20 protein-coding genes and 1 pseudogene are annotated in these 19,168 nt (G+C 48.8%); 15 read left to right on the forward strand and 6 right to left on the reverse strand.

Annotated elements, in window-relative coordinates; all coding sequences use genetic code 11:
* The first annotated feature begins 6 nt into the window (after positions 1–6).
* A complete protein-coding gene (gene hpt, locus ACES2G_RS14950) occupies positions 7–537 on the forward strand; it encodes a hypoxanthine phosphoribosyltransferase (RefSeq protein WP_374000639.1) in 531 nt (176 codons plus the stop codon).
* 71 nt (positions 538–608) lie between these two features.
* Here the strand turns inward: hpt and ACES2G_RS14955 are convergent, their stop codons facing one another.
* Together ACES2G_RS14955 and ACES2G_RS14960 are read right to left on the reverse strand one after the other, a co-directional pair.
* On the reverse strand, positions 609–1,094 hold the full coding sequence (locus ACES2G_RS14955; protein WP_374000640.1) for a hypothetical protein: 486 nt from the start codon (positions 1,092–1,094) through the stop codon (positions 609–611).
* A gap of 164 nt (positions 1,095–1,258) precedes the next feature.
* Positions 1,259–1,810, reverse strand: a complete 552-nt coding sequence (locus tag ACES2G_RS14960) for a TMEM165/GDT1 family protein (protein WP_347358057.1) — start codon at positions 1,808–1,810, stop codon at positions 1,259–1,261.
* Between the two features lie 313 nt (positions 1,811–2,123).
* Between ACES2G_RS14960 and ACES2G_RS14965 the strand changes: the two genes are divergently transcribed.
* The 3 genes from ACES2G_RS14965 to ACES2G_RS14975 all read left to right on the forward strand — a co-directional run bounded on the left by ACES2G_RS14965 (position 2,124) and on the right by ACES2G_RS14975 (position 4,196).
* Complete coding sequence (locus ACES2G_RS14965; RefSeq protein WP_347358056.1) at positions 2,124–2,702, forward strand: SCO family protein; 579 nt, start codon at positions 2,124–2,126, stop codon at positions 2,700–2,702.
* Positions 2,699–3,157, forward strand: a complete 459-nt coding sequence (locus ACES2G_RS14970; protein WP_347358055.1) for a copper chaperone PCu(A)C — start codon at positions 2,699–2,701, stop codon at positions 3,155–3,157. The genes ACES2G_RS14965 and ACES2G_RS14970 overlap by 4 nt, the downstream gene beginning before the upstream one ends.
* Positions 3,158–3,515: 358 nt before the next feature.
* Positions 3,516–4,196, forward strand: a complete 681-nt coding sequence (locus ACES2G_RS14975) for a hypothetical protein (protein ID WP_347358054.1) — start codon at positions 3,516–3,518, stop codon at positions 4,194–4,196.
* Positions 4,197–4,244: 48 nt separating this feature from the next.
* Here ACES2G_RS14975 and ACES2G_RS14980 read toward each other — a convergent pair whose 3' ends face one another.
* Positions 4,245–4,946, reverse strand: a complete 702-nt coding sequence (locus ACES2G_RS14980; RefSeq protein WP_374000641.1) for a pirin family protein — start codon at positions 4,944–4,946, stop codon at positions 4,245–4,247.
* A gap of 170 nt (positions 4,947–5,116) precedes the next feature.
* Here ACES2G_RS14980 and ACES2G_RS14985 point away from each other — a divergent pair, with 170 nt between their 5' ends.
* From ACES2G_RS14985 to ACES2G_RS15025, 9 genes and pseudogenes are all read left to right on the forward strand, one after another.
* Positions 5,117–5,989: a LysR family transcriptional regulator gene (locus tag ACES2G_RS14985; RefSeq protein WP_374000642.1), complete on the forward strand. Its 873-nt coding sequence runs from the start codon at positions 5,117–5,119 to the stop codon at positions 5,987–5,989.
* A gap of 61 nt (positions 5,990–6,050) precedes the next feature.
* A pseudogene (locus ACES2G_RS14990) lies at positions 6,051–6,844 on the forward strand (thymidylate synthase).
* Positions 6,841–7,350: a dihydrofolate reductase gene (locus ACES2G_RS14995; RefSeq protein WP_374000643.1), complete on the forward strand. Its 510-nt coding sequence runs from the start codon at positions 6,841–6,843 to the stop codon at positions 7,348–7,350. Before ACES2G_RS14990 ends, ACES2G_RS14995 begins: the two are co-directional and overlap by 4 nt.
* A 102-nt stretch (positions 7,351–7,452) precedes the next feature.
* Positions 7,453–7,767 carry a PilZ domain-containing protein gene (locus ACES2G_RS15000; RefSeq protein WP_347358049.1) on the forward strand — a complete coding sequence of 105 codons (315 nt, stop codon included), beginning with the start codon at positions 7,453–7,455 and terminating at the stop codon, positions 7,765–7,767.
* Between the two features lie 15 nt (positions 7,768–7,782).
* Complete coding sequence (murB, locus tag ACES2G_RS15005) at positions 7,783–8,796, forward strand: UDP-N-acetylmuramate dehydrogenase (RefSeq protein ID WP_374000644.1); 1,014 nt, start codon at positions 7,783–7,785, stop codon at positions 8,794–8,796.
* 109 nt (positions 8,797–8,905) lie between these two features.
* Positions 8,906–10,141, forward strand: coding sequence for a M14 family metallopeptidase (locus ACES2G_RS15010; RefSeq protein ID WP_347359563.1), 1,236 nt, complete (start codon positions 8,906–8,908; stop codon positions 10,139–10,141).
* A 143-nt stretch (positions 10,142–10,284) separates the two neighbouring features.
* On the forward strand, positions 10,285–10,983 hold the full coding sequence (locus ACES2G_RS15015) for a hypothetical protein (RefSeq protein ID WP_347359562.1): 699 nt from the start codon (positions 10,285–10,287) through the stop codon (positions 10,981–10,983).
* A 38-nt stretch (positions 10,984–11,021) separates the two neighbouring features.
* Complete coding sequence (locus tag ACES2G_RS15020; RefSeq protein ID WP_347359561.1) at positions 11,022–11,690, forward strand: glutathione S-transferase family protein; 669 nt, start codon at positions 11,022–11,024, stop codon at positions 11,688–11,690.
* 76 nt (positions 11,691–11,766) lie between these two features.
* Positions 11,767–13,320, forward strand: coding sequence for a S8 family serine peptidase (locus ACES2G_RS15025; protein WP_347359560.1), 1,554 nt, complete (start codon positions 11,767–11,769; stop codon positions 13,318–13,320).
* Between the two features lie 53 nt (positions 13,321–13,373).
* Here ACES2G_RS15025 and ACES2G_RS15030 read toward each other — a convergent pair whose 3' ends face one another.
* Positions 13,374–14,870: a methyl-accepting chemotaxis protein gene (locus ACES2G_RS15030; protein ID WP_374000645.1), complete on the reverse strand. Its 1,497-nt coding sequence runs from the start codon at positions 14,868–14,870 to the stop codon at positions 13,374–13,376.
* A gap of 315 nt (positions 14,871–15,185) precedes the next feature.
* Here ACES2G_RS15030 and ACES2G_RS15035 point away from each other — a divergent pair, with 315 nt between their 5' ends.
* The gene (locus ACES2G_RS15035) at positions 15,186–15,635 is read left to right on the forward strand and encodes a hypothetical protein (RefSeq protein ID WP_374000646.1); all 450 of its coding nucleotides are present in this window, start codon (positions 15,186–15,188) and stop codon (positions 15,633–15,635) included.
* 146 nt (positions 15,636–15,781) lie between these two features.
* Positions 15,782–16,459, forward strand: coding sequence for a TetR/AcrR family transcriptional regulator (locus ACES2G_RS15040; RefSeq protein WP_374000647.1), 678 nt, complete (start codon positions 15,782–15,784; stop codon positions 16,457–16,459).
* Positions 16,460–16,529: 70 nt separating this feature from the next.
* On the opposite strand, the gene ACES2G_RS15045 is transcribed toward ACES2G_RS15040, so the two are convergent.
* Complete coding sequence (locus ACES2G_RS15045; RefSeq protein ID WP_347359121.1) at positions 16,530–17,705, reverse strand: lytic transglycosylase domain-containing protein; 1,176 nt, start codon at positions 17,703–17,705, stop codon at positions 16,530–16,532.
* Positions 17,706–17,735: 30 nt separating this feature from the next.
* The gene (gene dacB, locus ACES2G_RS15050; RefSeq protein WP_374000648.1) at positions 17,736–19,160 is read right to left on the reverse strand and encodes a D-alanyl-D-alanine carboxypeptidase/D-alanyl-D-alanine-endopeptidase; all 1,425 of its coding nucleotides are present in this window, start codon (positions 19,158–19,160) and stop codon (positions 17,736–17,738) included.
* Positions 19,161–19,168: the final 8 nt, after the last annotated feature.

Below are 19,168 nucleotides of genomic sequence, written 5' to 3' on the forward strand. Positions count from 1 at the left end.
ACCACCATGACGAATCTTTCCTTAAAACCCTACATCACTGAAGAGCAAATCCAGCAAAAAGTAAAAGAGCTGGGCGCAACTCTTTCCAAAAAATTTAAAAATGAAAAAGTGGTGGCGGTTTGCGTACTGAAGGGTTCCTTCATGTTCTACTCAGACCTGGTTCGCGCTATCGACGCTGACATCACTTGCGAATTCTTCGGCGTTTCTTCTTACCACGGTGGAACTTCTTCTTCCGGCGAAGTGAAAGTGACTTTGGATCTGGCGGGCCCGGTTGAAAACTGCCACGTGGTTCTGGTGGAAGACATCGTGGATACCGGCCTGACAATGAACTACCTGAAAAACGCCATCTTGTCCCGCAAACCAAAAAGCCTGACCACAGTGACTTTGTTGGAAAAACCGGATGCTTTGAAAGTAAAATGCGATATCGACCACGTGGGCTTCAAAATCCAAAATGAATTCGTGGTGGGTTACGGTTTGGACTACCAAGGTTATTACAGAAACCTTCCTTACATCGCCCAAGTTCAAAACTTCCAGTAAGAATCCAACGGAAGAAAATAAAAAAGGAGCCCACAAGGCTCCTTTTTTTAATTTCTAATTCAAATCTCTTTTTAGAACGTGCAGTTGATTTCGGCCAGGGCTTTTTCAGAAAAAACACTTTTCACAGAATCCAGAGCATAGCCCAAAGAAACTGTTTTCAGATCCGGGCTGACCTTCACCATCATCACCTGATAGTCCTGCCCCGATGGTCCTTCGGAAGGCAGCTTTTCTTTTTTAGTCAGGACACCTTTTTTGTAAGTGATGCTTAAACCGGGACGAACCTGCAAGACACCTTCCTTCAGCGGAAGTTTATCCGCAGGAATACGGATAGAGTCTGTGATCGACGTTTCCTTATCCGACGCTAGCGATACCACCACTTCGTCACGGCCTTTTAAATCTTTGCGGTTTTCAACCGAGTATTTGCACGACGTCGCATCAGTGCCAAGGATGTTGGAAAAGCCCAGAACCTCTGTAGTGGTTTTACTGACAACCGGGACGGCCTGCGCCATCACGCCGGTCAAGAGAAGAGTCAAAAAGGTGATTGTTTGCTTTTTCATAAAACTCCCACAGCTCGTAAATCATAGAAACTGTGAGAGTATAGGGGCCAACCCCACCCCTTTCCAGACGCAATAAACGTCCCTGCAGAAAGGGGGAAAGGTCTTCTAGTTTCAGACACTTAGGCCTTTGCAAAACTTATCTGTCACCTTTTTATACAGCCTTTCTAGCGCATCAAGATTCCCACACCAAAAAGCACATACAAAGCTGACGAGCCATAATTGATCCACTTCATGGAAATCTTCTGAGTCAGCTTTTCACCAAAGACCACGGCCAAACCATCGGCGAACATCATGCCCATCGTGGTCCCCAAAGTGACCAGAGTCAGACTTTGATATTTCGCTGCCAAAGCCACCGTGGAAAGCTGGGTTTTGTCGCCGATCTCTGCGAAGAAGAAAAGAACCGTTGTTGTCCAGAATGCTCCCCACTTCATGTCGTTGGTGTCGGAATCATCTTTATCCGGAATTAAAATCCAAAGAGCAAATCCAAAGAAGGTCAGAGCCAGCCCCCAGCTTAACCACTGACCCGGGATCGTGGCTGCGATCCATTCTCCGGCCCAGGCCGCCAGGGCATGATTCAAAACAGTGGCAACGAAAATGCCACCCATCACATGCCAGGGTTTTTTATATTTCGACGCCAAAACCAGCGCCAATAGTTGAGTCTTGTCGCCCATTTCTGTGGCGGCGACCAGTAAGAATGAATTGATGATTGCTTCCATGTGCACCCTCGATACGGTTATGACCGTGGGGCTGCTTCAAAAAAGAAAACGAGACCACACGGTGCTTGTTAAAAACACTCGTGTCAGTCTCGTCAACAGGGGATCTTGAGGATCCTTTGCGTTTAAACCGGAGCTCATCACTCAGTATGTCGGTCTAAACAAAATCTGGGAAGATTTTCGACTACTCCCTAACTACCCGGCCAAGCTACGAAAGGCCGAAATGAAAGTCAAAAGATAATTTCCCCGCAGCATGATGTTGCGCCTGCCATGCTACAGCTTGGCGGAATGCCCCTTTCGGTTTTATATACAAACAATGAAGTCCCTTAAAAAACAAATGCTTATCGCCTTCTTTGCTGGAGTCCTGGCCTTAGCAGCCCTGGGTGCAGGCTTGTGGTTTTCCCAACAGGGCCCCCGCATGGGTGGAGATTTCAGTCTGATTCACGAAGGCGCCACATGGATCTTCTCTGAACACGCCAAACCTTTGAATCTGCTTTATGTCGGCTATGCAAAATGCCCCGACGTCTGCCCGATGGCATTAAGCTTCTCAGCTCAAGCGTTCAAGATGCTGACCTCCAAAGAGGCGGCTCGCGTGCAGCTAATCTTTATCAGCGTGGATACCAAGAATGATACAGCGGAATCCGTCTCCATCTATGCCAAACAATTCAATCCAGAGTTTATCGGTCTGACCGGAACTCAGGAAGCCATCGATCTGGCTATCAAGCCATTCGGTGCTACCTATATGGTGGAGGAAAATCCTAAATCCTATTTGGGCTATTCCATAGCACACACAGATCGTATTTTTATTTTGAATAAAAAAGGCATTGTCGTGGATTCCATTTCCAGCCCACGCTCTGCAGATGAAATTGCACAGAAAATTAAGGAGAATCTATGAAGTTAATGACTCTAGCCGCTTTGGCTTTGGTATTCAGTCCCGCTGCCTTTGCAGCCAAAGAGACGAAGAGCTCTTTGAATATCGGTGAAGCTCGCATCTTTGCGCCCTTGAAAGGCAGCAATGCAACGGCAGGTTATGGCACTTTTATCAACACAACTGATAAAGAAGTGTCTGTGACTATCGAAAAAGCCGATCCGTTCAAAGCCGTGGAAATGCACGAGACTGTCGAGAAGGACGGTCGCATGGCCATGCAAAAAGTGGAAAAGTTAACGATCCCTGCCAAGGGCTCTGTTGATTTGAAGCCGGGTGGCAACCACATCATGCTGTTTGATCCGAACCGCGAAGTGAAAGCGGAAGAAACTTTGAAAGTGACGCTCAAGGTGAATGGCAAAAGCGAGACTTATGACTTCAAAGTCATTCCACGCGTAAAGCCCGAAGGACATCATCATCACTAATGAAGTGGGATACAGCGAGCTCACACCTCTCTGTATCCCCGACGTTTGACCAACTATTCAAATTAACTTAACAATCTAAAGTATGTTTATTATTTCTCCGATTTAGCAAACCGGAGGAATAATGCCATCACGACACTTCATCACAACCTGTATCCTCATCTTCTCCTCAACGACTTACGCTCAGCTCACTGAAACAGCTACATCCAGCAGTGAGCTCTCGACGATTTCTGAAAACAGTGGAGAGACCCGATCTGCCCCTGAGACATCACAAGAGCAACCGCACTCACCACCAACAAACACATCTACTCCAGTAGTTGACACAACACCGCTCCCTATAAGCGATCCAAAAGTCGAGGCTATGCAAAAGCAGATCGAAGATATGCAGAAACAGCTTAAAAGCCTAACTACCCAAAAGGCAGAGCCACTGGCGCAACCAATGCAATCTGAACCGCCAAAGACCCCTGCCGAAAAGAAAGGCACAGAGCCCTCTATAACACCTCTTCCCGCCGATACTTATCACGACCTCAGAAAAAGAGAGTTTTCACTCGGCTGGCTATACAACAGCACCATTTCGGAAACAGATGCCTCTCAAGGAGGCTCCAGCGCTAGCCATGAATTGAAACAAGTTGAAATAGGGTTTGAGTTCGCAAGAAATTTTTCAAGGTATGAGTTTGGCGCATTTCTATCAAATCTCTATCGTGAGAGAGAAGACGAAAACGTCAATACAACTATAGTTGGCGCACTCGTCCGATTTAACTTTGTTGAAAACATAGCCCCCAATAATTTTATTCCTTATTTTACAGGCTATCTTATTCTTGCCGGGCAAGAGTACAACAGCACTACATCCGACGGGTATGAAATCTCTGGAAATGGGCTGGGGGCCGGCTTTGGCTTTAACTGGTTCCCCTTTGGCGAGATCTTCGCCGTCCATGCAGAGGTTCGTCGACTCACCGGAGACCTGGACAACAATGCTTCACCAAAGCTTAAAGTCGAAGAGCAACAAACTACTGTTCATGCGGGATGGCGAATTTACTTCTAAAGCAAAGACGAAAAAGGCGGAGCATTCACTCCGCCTTTTTTATAAAGCCTATCTTAAATCAAACAGCAGGAACTCGGTTTCTTTCAAGGCTTTCAGCTTCAGAACCTCTTCCTGTTCGACGGCCAGACCGTCGCCGGATTTCAGAACCTGACCATTAACCTCAAGCTCACCTTCAGCCAGTTGCAGCCAAGCGGCGCGGCCCGGACGAAGCTTGAATTCCTGCTCATGACCTTCAGTAAAGACGGAGGCATAAAGATTCACGTCCTGATTGATCATCTGACTGCCCTCGCGACCGTCTTTGGAAACAATCAGCTTGAACTGATCTAGTTTCTGCTCACGGGTGAAGGACTGCTGCGTGTAACCAGGTTTTGCCCCATTCACATCCGGCATGATCCAGATCTGGAACAACTGAAGTTCTTCCGTTGGCGAAGGATTGTATTCGCTGTGGCGCATGCCCGTTCCCGCATGCATGGTCTGGATTTCGCCCGCTTTGATCTGGCCGACATTACCCAGGCTGTCCTTGTGCTCTACAGTTCCTTTCAACACGTAGGTGATGATTTCCATATCGCGGTGAGGATGGGTTGGAAAGCCGGAAGCTTTGGCAATCCAGTCCTGATTGATCACACGTAAATCACGGAAGCCCATAAATTTAGGATCATAATAATCGGCAAACGAGAATGTGTGCATGGACTTCAGCCAGCCACCAAACTCCGCATAGCCTCTGTCGGCGGATTTACGTTGATACATCATAAAGAACTCCTCTCTTCGGGCGCTACGCCATTGTAGCTTTCTTTTTGCGCCCGTACTGTTGCTTCTTTGCATAGTTGTTGGCGTCTTGGATTATGGTACAAGATAAAATGATCTAAAAAAATTATAATTTTTCTATTAACATGATCTAATTTTCTGATATACTTTTTGGTATGACGCTGGATCAACTGCAAGTTCTTCAAACTATTGTCTCTTCCGGAAGCTTCCGAGCGGCTTCTCAGGAATTGCATCGCGCCCAGAGCGCGGTCAGTTACTCCATGCGCACCCTGGAAGACGAACTGGGTTTTAAATTATTTAGCCGCGACCAGTATCGTCCGACATTGACCCCTCAGGGCCGGGCTTTCCTGAAAAAAGCCACTGACCTGATCTTCCAGTTCGATGAACTGGGGGAAACTGCCGAGTTTTTAAAAAGAGGACATGAACCGATCATCCGTCTGGCCGTCAGTGCGCTGTGGCCCCTCCCGAATTTGGTCGGCGCGCTGAAGGAATTCTCTTCACGCTTCCCCCAGACGGAGATCAAAATTATTCACGATGTTCTCAGTACAGATGAACAACTGCTGGAGGACCATGCCGATATTTCCCTAGGCACGATCTTTAACGAAAAAGGGCTCCTCATCACCGAGGAGCTTTTCACCGTGAACATGGTGATGGTTTGTTCGGCCAAGCATCCCTTGGCGAAACTGAAAAAAACCACTGCCGAGGATCTGAAGAAATATCCTCAAATTGTTCTTTCCAGCACGGTGAAAAGCTCCGACCGCTCCGGAGGAATTGTAAATCAGGCCAACACGATCAGTGTTCAGGATTTGCAAACCAAAAAGGTGTTTCTGGAGGGCGGTTTGGGTTACGGCCGCATGCCTGATTTTGCAATTAAAGAGGAAATCAAGAAAAAATCCCTCGTGACGCTGGGACAAAAGCCGATCACCCTTCACGCCAGCATCGGTCGACACTCTGCAAAGGAGTTAGGCCCCTGCGGCAAATTCATCTGGGACTACTTTTCACGTGGACAAGGCAAGAAGCTAAAATAGAATGTTCGACGACAAAGGGACCGCCGCTTTTTCCCAAAGCTGGTAACCGCAAGGAGGCAGAATGAAGCAGTATCATGATCTCATCAAAACAGTTCTTGAGCATGGCGTAAAAAAGAGGACCGCACCGGCACCGGTACGATTTCCATGTTCGGATATCAGATGCGCTACAACCTGCAAGAGGGCTTCCCTCTGCTAACCACCAAGAAGCTGCACACGCGTTCTATTTTCCATGAACTGCTGTGGTTCCTGAAGGGCGAAACCAACATCAAGTACCTGCACGATAATAAAGTGACGATCTGGGATGAGTGGGCTGATGAAAACGGCAACCTGGGCCCGGTGTACGGTAAACAATGGCGCTCATGGGAAACGGCTGACGGTCGCACAATTGACCAGATCACAAACGTGGTTGAACAAATCAAAAAGAATCCGAACTCTCGCCGCATGTTGGTTGTGGCCTTCAACCCGGGCGACGTTGACAAGATGGCGCTGCCACCTTGCCACGCTTTCTTCCAGTTCTATGTGGCCAATGGTAAACTTTCCTGCCAGTTGTATCAGCGCAGCGCTGATATCTTCCTGGGAGTTCCGTTCAATATTGCCAGCTATGCTTTGCTAACTCATATGATTGCACAGGTGTGTAACCTTGAAGTGGGTGACTTTGTTCACACTCTGGGTGATGCGCACTTGTACTTGAATCATCTGGAACAGGCCAAACTGCAAATCAGCCGTGATTTCCGCCCGCTGCCGCAGTTGAAACTGAACCCGGCCAAGAAAGATCTTTTCGACTTCACTTACGAAGACATCGAAATCATCGGCTACGATCCACACCCTGCTATCAAGGCCGAGGTGGCGATATGATTTTGACTCATGTGGTGGCTTGTTCTGAAAACCGTGTAATCGGGGCCGAAGGGGGACTTCCCTGGAGTCTTCCTGAAGACATGAAGTTTTTCCGGGAAACCACCAAGGGTCATATCATGATCATGGGAAGAAAAACTTTTGATTCTTTCAACGGTCGCGCTCTTCCCAACCGCTACCACATTGTCATCACTCGTGATCCGTCCAAACAAAACTTCCCATCCACAGAGTCAAGCCCCGTCGTGTATGTGGCCTCCATCGAAGAGGCTGTTGCACATGCGAAGCCATTGACTGAAAAATGGGGCAATGAGGTTTTCATTATTGGCGGCGGCGAGATCTACAAACAAGCGATGCCAATCACGGACAAAATCTATCTAACGCTGATCCACAAAGAATTTCCAGGGGACACCTATTACCCTGAAATTGACGAAAAGGTTTTCACCCAGACTCAGCGTCGTGATGTCGAAACGCCCATTCCTTTTTCGTTTCTGACTTACTTGCGTAAGTAGGGTCCAGAATCAAGTCCCGATTTGAGAACGCATCATTTTGGACTCTACCAACACGATTTTTTCTCCGAGAATAAAGGAAAGCACTTTATCCCGGAGAGTGTGATGAGTTCAAAAACAGCCGCAAAACGCTTTAGAACGAAAGAGATGGCCCACATCGAGGTCTATGGCCACATCGGGATTTTAGTGGCTAAACTTCGCAATATCTCTCAAACCGGAGCCTTTCTGGAAGTGTCTCAAGGCGACTATGTCCCACAAAAAGGGGATTTGTTAAATCTCACAGTTAAACTGGATACCGTCGAACGGACTCACAATGTGGCCGCAGAAGTGATCTGGAGCAAAGGTTTGGGACTTGGCATTTGCTTTATCCATAAAGACCAAATCCTCGAAAGAATGATGGCCAAAACTAGCAGCTTCTAATATGATCTCTGCTTAATGCAGCTTCACACAAATCAAGATCTCAGTTCATCAAACACACTTCAGTTGCGCTCGCAAGCCGAGCACTACGTCGAACTGCACACGCCGGAAGATCTGCATTCCCTGATCAACGATTCTCAGATTAGAAAAATGACCTGGAAGATTTTGGGTGGCGGAAGCAATCTCGTGCTCCCCTTCAAGGTCCAGGGTTTGGTTTTGAAGGTGGCCAACCAAGGTTGGTCTTTGATCAACGAAGACGCCGATCATTGGTTCGTGAAAGCTCAAGCTGGTGATGTCTGGAATGAGTTTGTGCAATGGACCCTGACCCAAGGCTATTGGGGGTTGGAGAATCTTTCCTTGATCCCGGGCACGGTGGGCGCCGCTCCCATTCAGAATATCGGCGCATATGGTGTCGAGGTGAAAGACAGCTTGTGGGAAGTCACCTGTCTGGATTTACAGTCCGGAGAAAAGAAAGTCTTCTCGAATAAAGAATGTCATTTCTCTTATCGTGATAGCTTCTTCAAACAAGAGGGCGCTGGCAAGTATCTGATCTGGGATGTGACCTTCCGCCTGCCCAAGAAAAGCACCTTACGTCTTGAGTACGGCGACATCCGCAAAGAAGTCGAACGCCAAGGCTGGTCTTTGGATGCCCGCAGTGTTTCCAAAGCCGTGATCAATATTCGCCAAAGCAAACTGCCCGATCCCAAAGTCATCGGCAATGCCGGAAGCTTTTTCAAAAATCCTATCGTCGCCCAGGAACTGCGCGATCAGCTTCTTGCGACCTACCCGAATCTGGTCAGCTTCCCTTACGAGCAAGGTCAGTTCAAACTGGCTGCAGGCTGGTTGATTGACCGTGCCGGATGGAAGGGTAAACAGCTTGGCCCTGTCGGCATGTATGAAAAGCAGGCCCTGGTTCTGGTCAATCATGGCGGTGCGACGGCTGATGATGTTTGGGAGCTGGCACATCAGGTGGCTTTGGATGTAAAAAACAAATTCGCGGTGGACATCGAGCCCGAACCTATTCGCTGGTAGCTCTGGAAGCTGGACCTAGGTCGGCCCGACTCTACCTAAGCCTTGTACCCTAACACTAAATCCTCTCACAATATGGTATCTGAGAATCTCAGATACCCAAGGAGGGGTTATGAAAATCACCAAGTGGCTGGGCCTTGCGGCCGTTGCAGCGATGGCAATTCTGCCGATTCAGAACGCACAATCTGTTGATACCAACCAATACTGGATGAAAATTCGCGCCGAAGACAAGTTCCAACGAAGTCTGATCGCCAATACCGGTGCGACAATTGAAACCACACGCGAAGACTATGTGATCGCCGTGGGCAGCTTGGAAGAAAAAAAGGCCATCGAAGAATTGGGACTTTTAGAAGTCAGCTTCCCACTGACCGAGGCGATGGACTTCCCGGCAAAAGATGCTGCCTTCCATAACTATGCGGAAATGACTGACAAACTTAGAACTCTGACGCAGCAGCATTCCTCCATTTCCCAAATGAATTCTATCGGAAAGTCCCTGGAAGGCCGTGATATCTGGGCGGTTCGAATTTCTGGCGACCTTGCCAATGCTGACACCTTGCCAGCGGCGATCTTCATGGGTGGCCACCATGCCCGTGAACACCTTTCCATCGAAATGCCGATCTACTACATCGAATATCTTCTGACAGAATATGCCAACGGCAATCCACGCATTCAACGTCTGGTGAATGGCCGTGACCTGCACTTTGTTCCGATGGTCAACCCAGACGGTGCGGAATACGATATTTCCACGGGCAGTTACAAATCCTGGAGAAAAAATCGCCGTCAGAACGGCAATGGAACTTACGGCGTGGATCTCAACCGCAACTATGGTTACGGTTGGGGTGGTGGTGGCGCCAGCACCAGCCCGAACAGCGACACCTATCGTGGACCTTCCGCATTCAGCGAGCCAGAAACTCAAGCGATCAAAAAGTATGTAGAGACGCACGAGAACATCACAAGCCTTCTGTCCTTCCATACCTATTCGCAGTTGATTCTGTATCCTTGGGGACATCAATACGAAGGCATCTCTAACACCCGTGACAAACAAGTTCACGAAGTGATGGCTAAAAAGATGGCGGAATGGAACGGCTATCGCCCCCAGCAATCCTCTGAACTGTACATCGCCAGCGGTGACACCACAGATTGGTCTTATGGTGAACACAAAATCATCTCTTTCACCTTTGAACTTGATCCGGCCAACAGCGGCTGGGGTGGTGGGGGCTTCTATCCCGGAGCACAAATCATCCCTGAAGTGCAAAGAAAGAATCTGGAGCCGGTTCTTTACATGATCGAGTACGCTGACAATCCTTACCGTGTGCTGGAAGGCAACGGCCCGATCTTCAAGCCTTAAGAAGGTTGAAAAAAGAATAAACTCAGAAAAGGACGCTGCCCCCAGCGTCCTTTTTTGTTTTTCAACACAATCCATCCAGCAAAGGTCCAAGTATATCAGAATTGGACTCTGTATTTTTGCGGTATCGACTTCATGCTTGGAATATGCCAAGCATCAGTTATCAAATCATCCCACTTCATCATGTGTGTGATTCACAAAAAGAACTTTTGAACGAAGTCTTTGGACTTTGGGAAGACACGTTCGGCCGAGTGCTCAACAGCGCCGGTGTCGAGCTGAATTATGACGACTTCTTCCGCTGTCACGCCGCTGGAGTGCTGCTTTATAAAAATGAAGTGGTGGGATTCAATCTTTTCACCACCTTCGATCTGCATCTGCATGCCCACCGCAACCACAACTATTTCAAAGAACTCGATCCTCAGTTCGTGAAGTCGGTGACCAAACAAGGCAGCAAGATCATGACGATGGAATACTTCACGTTGTCCCCTCTTTGGCGCAAGCAGTCCCAGGAAATACCCTGGGGTGAGATCTTAACGGGCCTGGGACTTTACTATATGGATCAATCCCCCGCGGATATCGTGGTGGGAACCCCCCGTGTCGATCTGAAGGTGGATTCCATGTGCGAACGCTTGGGTGCCACGATTCAAGGACATATCGAGAAGATGAACTACAAGTGTGCGATTGCGGTCTTCGAAAAACAGGCCCACCGCCACTTCAGTAATCCCCTGACGCATCACTGGGTGAAAAAACTCTGGGCCAAATACATTCACAAGAAACAAGAAAGAAGCTTGGCATCACCTCCGCCATTCGAGATGACTCTTGCCGAGAACCCCTCGTCCGTTTAGACTGAGGGCTCTACTTCAACAATACCGGAGGTACTTTCGTGGCCTATCACGTTCATAGCGACAAGCCTTTCTTTGATCTGATCATCGGCGATAAAACATTCTCTTCATGGTCCATGCGTGCCTGGCTGGTGGCTGTGCAGTCCGGTCTGCCCTTCAAAGAAGTCAACATCACTCTGGATCAACCGGATACCACGAAAAAAATCCTGAAATACTCTCCGGCAGGAAAAGTTCCGGCCCTTCGCAATGGCAAAATCATCATCTGGGATTCCCTGGCGATTGCAGAATACATCAATGAGCTTTCTCCAGAAGCGCAACTGTGGCCTGAAGATATCGGTGCCCGTGCGCTGGCGCGCAGTTATGCCGCAGAAGTGCATTCTGGCTTCACATCCCTGCGCTCTCAGTTAAGCATGGATTTGCAACACAAAGGTGATGTCAGACACCTGACACCGGGAACAATCAAAGATATCGAACGCATTTTGGAAATGTGGACAACCGCCCTGAAGGTCAGTGAAGGTCCTTATCTGTTCGGTGATTTCTGTATTGCTGACGCCTTCTTCGCTCCGATCGTATTCCGCTTCCTGTCCTACAATGTACAGATCAAAGATAAGATGATCCGCCAGTACATGAAGAACATCCAGGACCATCATGGAGTACAATTCTGGATGGAAGATGCTTTGAAAGAGAAAATCGGCCGTAAAGTCTTTTGACACTCAGGTAAAGCTTTCAAGGCCCCCCGGCAGACCCTTTACATAAAGACATGAAAAGGTGAACTTCACTGCAACGATGAAGTTCACCTTTTTTTCTTTTCTGCTGACCGTTCTTTTGATCCCTGCTGCCCACGCTGGTCGGGTCATCGTCTTCATGAAAGATCGTCAGGCTTTTGAATCAGCCCGACTGCCTGTAAAGATTCAGAAGAATCTTAGAAATCTGAATACCTTCATCGTCGAAGCCAACGATGAATCAAAGCTGCAGGCTCTCAAAAATATTCCGGGCGTAAGCTATGTGGAAAAAGAGCACAACCGCCCCGTCAGCTTCAAACCACAAAGACAATCTCTCTTGGCGAATGTCGCCATTGAACACGCGGAAAAAACCTGGGGACTGGAAGCGATCAAGGCTCCGCAGGCCTGGGAAAAATCCGGCAAAGGTCAGGGCATCCGCGTTCTAGTGCTGGATACGGGCATTGATCCTAAACATCCTTCTTTGAAAGATAACTTTGAAAAAGGCCGCGACTTCACCGGAATTAGCAAAGGTGAAAACTTCACCGACCAGACCGGTCATGGAACTCATGTCGCCGGCACGGTCGCCGCTGTTGAAAATAGCACGGGCTTTGCCGGTGTTGCCCCCAAAGCAAAAATCCTGGCCGGCCGGGTATGCAGTGAAATGGGTTGCAACAATGTCGGCGTGGTCGAAGGCTTGGACTGGGGGGTGACCGAAAAGGTGGATGTGATCAACCTGTCACTGGGCTCCTCGGGATCGTCCCCTGCTGAGCAAGAGGCTATCTTGCGTGCGGATCGCGCCGGGATTTCAGTGGTGGCGGCCACCGGTAATTATGGCATCGACCAAGTTCTGTTCCCGGCGGCTTATCCTTCTGTGATTGCGGTAGGGGCGGTGGATAGAAGTATGCAAATTGCTTCGTTCTCGCAATACGGACCGGAAGTCACATTGGTGGCGCCAGGGGTTGAGGTCGTTTCCACTTATCCCGTCGGCAAAGGCCGTAAAAGCATCCTGACTTTAAACGTGGGTTCAAGCCAGACACAGTCTTTGATTGAACTTATGATGGGCACCACACCCAGCTGGCAGCCTCAAGATATGGAAGTTGTTGATTGCGGTTTGGGGCGCCCAGAGGATTTCCAAGGAAAAGACCTGACCGGAAAAATTGCCCTGGTTGCCAAAACAGATCTGGCCTTTGCTGATCAGATCCGTTCCGCCATGCGGGTGGGTTCCCGTCATGTGCTCATCCACAACACTGATGGCAAGTATGCTGACGTAAAGTTGTTCGATAACGAAAACTCGTTGTTTGCCAGTGCCTATCTGATTGATGCGAAGCTGGGATGGCAGCTTAAGTCTTTGCTCACCGCCGGACAAAATCCACTCGTGTCTTTGCAGACGATTGCAACCAACTACTTTGAAACGTTCGGGACCTCAATGGCCTCCCCGCATGTTGCAGGTGTCGTCGCCCTGATAAAAGCCGTCAACAAAGACCTTACTCCTGCCCAGATCAAATCCCTGCTGATGAAAACGGCCCTGCCCCTGACCCCGAATGATCACAATAAGTTTGGCGCGGGATTGGTCGATGCCGAAGCGGCAGTTCTCGAAGCCCAACGCCTGCTGAAATAACAAACGGGCCTCTGGATAGAAGCCCGTGATATAAACCTGGAATTTTGGATTAGCTAGAATCCCGACACATCCCCAAGGGAAGATGCTTTAGGAGTGTATTTCGATCCCCCCGCCCCCTGAAGAGCATGAACAGAAGCACTGACTGATTTTTGTACCCCCGCACCTCCCTGAATAAGAGCCTGAAGCTCTCCAACCAGCTCGGTCAAAGAATCCGCCTGCTGAGACATCTCCTCGGAAGAAGCCGCCACCTCTTCAGATGAAGCCGCGTTCCCCTGCGTCGCCTGATCCAGTTGATTCATGGCTTTGGAGATCTGCTCCAATCCGTGAGACTGTTCCTGACTTCCTGTTGCAATTTCAGAATTCAGCTCTGCTACTTTCTTTACCGCTCCGAGAATTTCTTTAAGCACTTCGCCACTGGTGTCCGCAATTTTTGCTCCGCGCTCACTCAAAACAACATTTTCATTGATCAAAGTTGAAATCTCTTTCGCGGATGAGGCACTTCTTGCAGCCAAAGCGCGCACCGCCTCTGCTACAACCGCAAACCCTTTGCCCTGCTCTCCGGCCCGCGCCGCTTCCACCGCAGCATTCAATGCCAGAAGATTGGTTTGAAAAGCGATATCATCAATCACATTGATAATCTCTTCAATCTTCTTGGATCCATTTGCAATATCCGCCATGGAGCTGATCAACTTGGAAATTTCCACTTCACCTTTTTCAGCCGACTCACGTGATCTTTGCGACAAAGAATTCGCCTCTTGGGCATGCCCCGTGTTCAACTTCACCATGCTTGCAAGCTCTTCCAGCGAAGCCACCGTTTCCTCCAGAGACGCCGCCGCCTCGGTCGAGCCGGAAGACAGTTGGGCGCTGGCAGCCGCAAGCTGAGTTCCCCCACTGGAGGTCTGCTCGGACGCCATCAGGACAGACTCGCCAATACGACTGAGTGACTTTGCCAGGGATGTTGCAAAAAGGTAGCCCGCCAAAAGAGCCGTAAGGATTCCACCAATGACGATACCAATTGTGATTTTACTGCTGGTGGAGGATATCTCGGCAGCTGTGGCAGCTCGACCCGCCATAATACCCTTATGATATCGCAACAGATCTTGAACCGCGGCAGTATAGGTCCCCGCTCGAGACGGCAGCTCCTGCAAAATTATCTGCAACTTCTTCTTTTGGTCCGCCTCTGCATCACTCTGATGAAGCGACATCACCGTTCCGGTAATCTCTTTATAACTCTTCCAAGCACCATCAACTTTCTCAAAAACTTCCCGTTGTCCCGGCACAAAACCAAGATCAATGTACGCCTGTTTGTCCTTTTCATAGTCGTTAATAGCCGACTGAGCGGTCTTGATACTCTCTGCGGCATCTGCTGCTGAAAGATCAGTCACTCCAAGCATGGTGACGTTGATTCGAAGTCGTCGATAGTTCGCCAGAAAACTTGCGGCATATTCTGACTTTGGCGAAACTCGCGTCACAATAAAGTCATACTCGTGCGCGACTTTGGACTGAGACACCAAACCCGCAACCCCCACGACCAGTGAAATTGACGACAAGAAAAAACACAGAAGAAACAACTTGGCTTTAAGACTTAGTTTACTGAGCATATTTTGAGGACCTTTCATATTGGCAATAAATATGTGCTCACATATCGGCGGGAGCCCATTTAAAAAGAGAGGTTGTCTTTAATTTGATTACTGCATTCTAAAAAATTGGACCTAAGCCCACCGAGATTGTAAGGCCGCCCAAGACTGTGCCTTCTGTCAAATTTTGAGACAGTCACTTGCCTTCAGAAGGCTTCCAATTGCATAAAAAGTTGGCCAGGGCCTTGCTTATGTGATCTCTGGATTCCTAGGGAGAGGTTTACACCTATGTTGAAGTTCTTGTTGGCTGCAATTGTTGTTATTGGATTTGGGTTGCCCCAGGCTCAGGCTGCGGGTCTTTGCCAGGTTTCGAAGACAGCCAAACTTGCTATAGACCAACGAGATGATCTGCGTTTGAAATGCCTGAAGCAGAAGAAGCAACAGATCTCTGTAACCCAGTGCCTTAACATCGCAGCAAACATGGAGTATTCCACGAACGCTGAAGATGCTCGCATGATTTGCCTTTACGACCTGCGCATGCGTCCTACTTTGAAGGAGTGTCATACAATTTCCAAAGCCATGGAGTTCCCAGATTCGGGAGATGAAGCTCGTTGGGAGTGCCTGCGTCACTTTAATAAGACGATCACCAAGAAGCAGTGTAATAAACTCGCCCAAAGTATGAGTTACCCGGCGAACGAGCAAAGAGCGCTCCAGTACTGCGATCAAGAGCTTCAGTAAAAATCTACGAATAAAGTCTCATATTTTTCTACAGTTTTTCTTTACAAACATTACGGGTTTGCAAAAAACCAGACTTGCCCACGCGTCCAGACGAACCTATTCTGTCCTCACGGGCCTCGGGTCCACAGAAAGGGTATTCGTTGATCATGATGTCATCTGAAGAAAAAACGAAGAAAACTAAGATTATTGTCAAAGCACCTACTCAAGAACGTTCTCGCCAAACCGTTGCGACTATCTTGGATGCCTGCTCTCGCCTGCTCGTCAGTGAAGGCTTCTATGCTATCACTACAGATAAAATCGCCAAAGAAGCTGGCGTGAGCATCGGGTCTCTTTATCAGTTCTTTGGCAACAAAGAATCCGTTGTTCAAGCTGTCGTTAAGAACATCCTTGAAGAGGACAAACGCATCTTCAGCGAAAAAATGCGCGCCATCTCTCCACTTCCACCAGAACAGCGTGTGAAGGGGATGATCGAACTTGCCGTTGAAACAACTCGCCGTAACTCAGAACTTCGCTCTAAACTGACCACCATTCAGTACTACGTAGCCGAAGCTGCTTACATGTCCGAGTCGATCCGCTTCTTCCAGGAAGTTGTCCGCTACAACCTTCCGCAGATTCCGGGTCGTGATATGGACAAGATCTCCTATATCATGGTCAATGCTTTCATCGGCCTGACCAACACCATGGCAATCGATAATCCGACGGCCATCCACGATGCTGCTATCGTTGAAGAGATCTACCAGCTCTTCCACAAGTATCTGGATATGGGTGCAACGGCGCAGGTTCCTGCTGCCAACGCGAATCGCAGCAAAGGCGACTTCATCTAGCACCGTCTTTCCAAAACAAAAAAGGGAGCTTTCAAGCTCCCTTTTTTTATGCCCTGATTTTATTGCAGACTTATTTTCTTTCCATCGCCACCATACGGTCACGACGAGCCAGGGAAATCAAAGCCACATTGTATTTGTCTTTAGGTACCGCAATCACCGTCTTAGCCGGGATTGGATGACCTTTGCGGGCCTTGAAAGTCAGATGCGGATTGAAAATCTGGGCCTTACGGTCATCTCCGTCAAACCAGCTTACGATCTCTTTGTATTTCACAGACACCGGCAGCTTCAAATCCTGCGCATCCAATGGTTTGGACCAGACCACAGAGCCGAAGTACTTGCCCGCGTTCTTTTCCACTTCAACTGCCGCCAGGAAGCTTGCATAGAAGTTGCGCGAAGCAAAGCCGAAGCTTTTGCGTGAACGAACATTGGCAATCAGTTCACCCAACTCACGAGTTTTATAGTTCTCGGTCATCTTGCGCACACCGGTCGGACCATGATTGTAACCCGTCACCGCCAAAGGCCAGGACTGCAACATGCCGTAGTTTTGACGAAGAAGCTTTGCCGCCAATTTGGTGGCTTCCATGGGATGGTTGCGATTATCCACCGTCGCTGAAATCATTTTATAAGGCTTTGCCGTGTAAGGCATGATCTGCCAAAGACCACTCGCACCGACTTTGGAGCGCGCCATGATATTAAAGCTGCTTTCCACAAATGCCAGACGCGTCAGTTCCACCGGAACTTTGGCATCGCGGAAGATTTTTTCCATGTCTTCAATATAGCGACCGGAATAGAAGATCGCATCCTGCATGCGGTCCTTTTGCCCCAACTGGAAACGCAGGCGTTCTTTTTCTTCGGCAGACAATTTCATACCGATGGTTTTTTTAACCTCATCGATTTTCTTCTGCTGGGCTCGTTCACCCACCAGGCCTGTCAGATCAACCACTTCATAAACGGTCTCGACATTTTCAGCATCGTGGATCACGCCCTGATTGGTGGAGTACTTGGTATAGATATCCACCCAGAACTGAACCTGTTTTTCCATGCCCTTAGGAGTCGCGAAAGCTTCACCATGATATCCCAAGAAGGAATCCTGCCCCGAAAATACGGGTGCGCGCCATGGACGGCTTTCCTCCGGGCTTCTTCCCATCACCTGTGGAACGACCTGAGAAGCAATATCCCCTTGAGCCATCGCCATCGGCGCGCCCAAAAGAACTGCGTATAGAATTGAGACACTAAGTTTCGTCATGGAGGTCCACCTTCCACATTTTTATTCGGCTTATTTTACAAGATAGATAAGTAAATTATCAAAAAACGAACGAATCTTCGTCTCATCCGTAGAACCATTGTAAACGAAAGAGAAAGTCACAACTCGGCCGTCCTCCAAACCCGCGTAACCCGCCAAGGAGACGACGCCAGTCAGGAATCCCGTTTTCGCACGCACCCAACGTTCTGCCGGGGAATTTTTCATGCGTTTCTTGAGCGTGCCATCAACCCCCGCAATCGGCAAGGAGGTCAGGAACTCGGGCTGGACTCGGAAGTCGTTGCGTAAATGCTGCAGGACCTTCCACATCGCAAACGATGACATCTTATTGTCCCGGGTCAAACCGGATGGAGACTGCAAATGATATTGATCCGCAGGAACCCCCAGACTTTGCATATGCTCATTTAAAACGGTCACACCATCTGCCAGCGAAGCCCCTTTTGTTTTTTTCACCGCGCCCAAGTTTTTCGTCAGCATTTCAGCGACGTAGTTGTTGGAAAACTTGTTCATGTCAGCAACGATGGCCTCGATCGCCTTACTTTCAGATTCCGCGACCAGTTCGGCCTTCTCTGGTGTGACACCATTCTTGATATTTCCGGTGAGTGTGATTCCTCTTTGCCCCAGGAAAGACTTCAAATTGTAACCTGCCCAAAGGTCCGGCTGCGTGATGTTCTTAAAGACCACCACTTCCTTCAGCCCCTGGCCAATGCTGCCCCCCACGTGAATCACATCGCCATTGAACTTTTTATCTTCCTGACGATCCGCCAAAAGCTTGTTCGCAGAACCACTGATCGTTTTGGCTTTGTTCACCAGACGAATATAGTCATTTTCCGGATCAATCGAAACGTCAGCGCCATTACCCGCCCCATTGGGACGAACGAAAATATTCACCGAGTTCCAGTTAAAGCTCATCGCCCCGACCGGAGCATCATAGGCCCGGTCCACACGCTCTTTCTGGCGGCTCATGTCGTAACGAACTTTGTCGAACAAGGAGTCATCCACGATGATATCCCCTTCGATTTTCTTGATTTTTGCACGGGTGAACGCGTTCACCAGAAACCACATGTTCTCAGAGACAAAAGACGGATCACCACCGCCTTTCAGGTAGAGGTTTCCTTTCAAAGTGCCATTTTTGACATCACCACTGGTCAGCAGCTGAGTCTTGAATTTATACCCCGGAGGAAAAGAAGCCAGAACAGCCGACGCCGTCGCCACTTTGGAAATAGACGCCGGAATCATGACTTTCTGCCCGTTCACGTCCAGGAGGGTCTTTAGCTCCTCACCTTCACCAATCGTTGCATAAATGCCAACATCCTTGGTGCTGACCCCAAACTTCTTTGCCAAAGCCTCAAACTCTTTTTGAACATCTGCAAACTTCTCGTCCGCTTGAGCCGAAGCTGCCACAAAAACAATCAAACAAACATTCAAAAGAAATCTCACGAAGCCTC

It is taken from the genome of Bdellovibrio bacteriovorus, from assembly GCF_041888015.1.
Classification (GTDB): Bacteria; Bdellovibrionota; Bdellovibrionia; order Bdellovibrionales; family Bdellovibrionaceae; genus Bdellovibrio.